Genomic DNA, 2,971 nt, shown 5'->3' with positions numbered 1-2,971 from the left:
GCTTGTCCGGCCGCCGCGGCTGCGAACCGGTCGGCCGCCGCGATCACCGACGGCTCCGCGCCGGCCTTCTTCAAGGCGTTTGCGGTTGCCTGCCATTTCGCGGCGAGAGCCAGGTTGCCATTGATGAGCGAGGCGCGATCGACGACGCCGGCGCGCTTGCGCTCGACGCGTTTGGTGACGGCGGGCGTCTTGAGATAGCGAGGATCGCTCTTGCTGCGCTCGTAGGCGCCGGCCTGCGACTGGCTGTAAGGCCGTGTGGCCGCGACGTCTGCGCGCCGGGTGGCGACCATGGCGATGCCATGCTCGCGTGCCTTGGCCGCAAAGCGCTCGCGCCATTCGTAAAGCTCCGGCTTGGTCAGCCGCAGCGCCTTGCCAAGGTCGTCTCGCGCCGAGATCATCACATGGACATGCACATGGCCGGTTTCCGGATGATGCGCCGTGATCCAGCGATGCCCGGCGACCTGCTCGCTCAGGAAATCCCGCACGGCCCGCTTCATCGCCTCTGGATCAGTTCCCGCCCGCGCCGAGAAGATGACATGGAACGCGTTGCGCGGCTCGACGGTGCGAATGTGGGATGACCAGTCCCGCCAGATGCTGTCAGCCTTCTCCTTGACGCTCGAACCGCGCTCGACCGGATCGCCGGCGCTGGTGCTTACGGCTTTCTCGTTGCGCAGAAACTTTTCGAGGAAGTAGCGGCCGGATTTTTCAGAGACGGCGGCGCCGAGAATGCACACCGCAGCCGAGACGCCGGCGTCGGCCAATCGGCGTGCAAAACTGGCCTCCGCATTTTCGACAGCGCGTGCCGGACCATCGCCCCGCTCCCGTATCTTCAACGCGCCCGCAATCGTCTTCGCCGGCAGGTCCGTTACCGCGTAGACCGAGACCTTGCCATCCGGATGCCGAGAATAGAGGAAAGGCTTTGAGCCGAACGCGGCATTCAGGGCGTCGTGAAGCGCGGCATCGTCGACCGTATCGGCGACGGTAAAGGAAAATGTGGCCAGCGCGTTGACCGCATAGGCGTCACGGAATTCCCCGCCCCATTCGGCCAGCGCCGCGGCCCGGTCCTCGCGGCTTGCGACCGCGAGGCCGTCCTGATCGTAGATCGGGATATCGACCTTGCCCCTGTCGCCGTTTTCCGTCTCGACTTCGCGGGTTCCGAGATAGGTCATCAGGCCCGCGGCCGAAGCCCGGCTCGATACCGTCGACGTCACCTTGATCACGACCGGCTGTGCACCGGCGGCAATCGCTGCACGGTTCACGGTTTCCGCTGAGGATCTATCCGTTGCGGCGCGGCGCGTGGAGATCGGTTGAGCCATGCGAGGCGCGGAAAGGCCTGCGCCCCCTCCCCCGCCGGCCGACTTCTTCAATTCCTCTTCGTCATCCAGATTGCGGCCAGCACCCAAGGCACCGACGAGCGCGATAACACCTCCCTGCGATGCCTGGGACACCTGCAGGATCGACGCGATCGTCGGCTCGTTCGGCGATATCGGACCTCGACGCGTCTTGCTCGCAATGCCGGACGGTACAAAGCGCTCCTGCGGCGCCTGCCCCGACATCGCGATACCGATCGCGCGCCGCCGGCGCAGTTCCTCATCCTCGTCAATCAGCGACGATGCTCGACGGACGGTATAGGTCTCGATCGCGCCGAGCAGCCCGGTCCAATCATGCGCCACGGCCAGTCCCCCTCCGCTCCTCACAGCTGATCCGCAGCATCAGATCGACGTCGGTCCGCAGCCGAAACAGGCCGTCGAGAAGAGTGCGTAGCGCCGCGTCGAGATCCGGTTCATAGGCGACGCGCCCCTCATTCATCGCCCGGACCGCCTGGTTGAGATTGATACCGATCCGCCGCAGCTCCTCATTGGTGTCGCGCAGCGCGTCTGCCTCGGACGATCCAACCGGAAGCGGAAGNCGGACCGCCTGGTTGAGATTGATACCGATCCGCCGCAGCTCCTCATTGGTGTCGCGCAGCGCGTCTGCCTCGGACGATCCAACCGGAAGCGGAAGGCCTGCCTGATCGCGAAACAGCAGCCGGATCACGTCGCTGGCGGTGCGGTCTTCTCCGCACAACACGGCAAGCGCCTCGCGCTCCTCGGGCTGAAGTCGGACCCTGACCACCTCGCTCCGCATTGTTTCCTTCCCGTTTTACCAGGTTGCCGGAGGCGACCCGGAGCGCCAGAGGCGCGAACCACAGCCCTGCCGGAGGCGGGGCGATGTCGAGTTTGTACCACAAACTTGACTATCCTGCCACAGAAAAGACAACTATAATTTATTCTCAATCTCAATCCGCAGATACCGACGATCTCGATCCGACCACCTCGGCCGATTGGCGCGAACCGACAAACTCCGGCGCGAACAATTACCCGTTGTTAATCCGGCGCGAACAATTACCCGTTGTTAACGCGCTCATCCCCACTTGCAGCGCTGGCAACTGGTTATTCATCGTTGATAATTAACAATTAACCGTGCACAGGTTGTTCATCATTAATGGCCCATTGGTGATTGCCAATTGACCATTACCCGTCGTCAGCGGGCAATCATCGGTCATCAATCATCAATGGTGAACGAGCAACGGGCAATAATCACGTTGCGAAAGGCAACTTTGATAATTAAGTATAATTTATCGATGAACTGAAGGAGCCACCATGATCGTCACTATCGCCAACCCGAAGGGCGGAACCGGGAAGACCACGCTCGTTCGCGCGCTATCGGGGACGGCAGCCCATGCGGGCAATGACGTGTTTCTGATCGATGCCGATAGCCGCGCCAACACGATGCGCTGGGTCACGATGTCGAAACAGATGAATGTCTGGCCGGAGCGCCTGGAAGCGGAAAGCTGCCTCGACCCGAACCGCATCTACAAAATGGCGCTCGAGCGCCAACACCAGGGCAAAGTCGTCTTCATCGACATCGAGGGAACGACGAACGAGAACTTGTTCGCCGGCCTCTACTGCGCCGATATCGTTCTGATCCC

At 62.4% G+C, this 2,971-nt stretch carries 2 protein-coding genes; one reads left to right on the top strand and one right to left on the bottom strand.

The window, feature by feature from the left end; translation table 11 throughout:
- Positions 1–1,673: relaxase/mobilization nuclease domain-containing protein (locus ASD03_RS31195; protein WP_156408106.1), on the bottom strand; the 1,673-nt coding region annotated here is incomplete at its 3' end.
- A 969-nt stretch (positions 1,674–2,642) separates the two neighbouring features.
- On the opposite strand from ASD03_RS31195, the gene ASD03_RS31185 reads away from it, so the two are divergent.
- The coding region (locus ASD03_RS31185; RefSeq protein ID WP_156408104.1) for a ParA family protein at positions 2,643–2,971 on the top strand (329 nt) is incomplete at its 3' end.

The sequence above is a fragment of the Ensifer sp. Root127 genome, from assembly GCF_001425225.1.
GTDB lineage: Bacteria > Pseudomonadota > Alphaproteobacteria > Rhizobiales > Rhizobiaceae > Ensifer > Ensifer canadensis.
The sequence above is the reverse complement of the archived record's forward strand: the minus strand, read 5'-3'. Positions and strand labels throughout refer to the sequence as shown.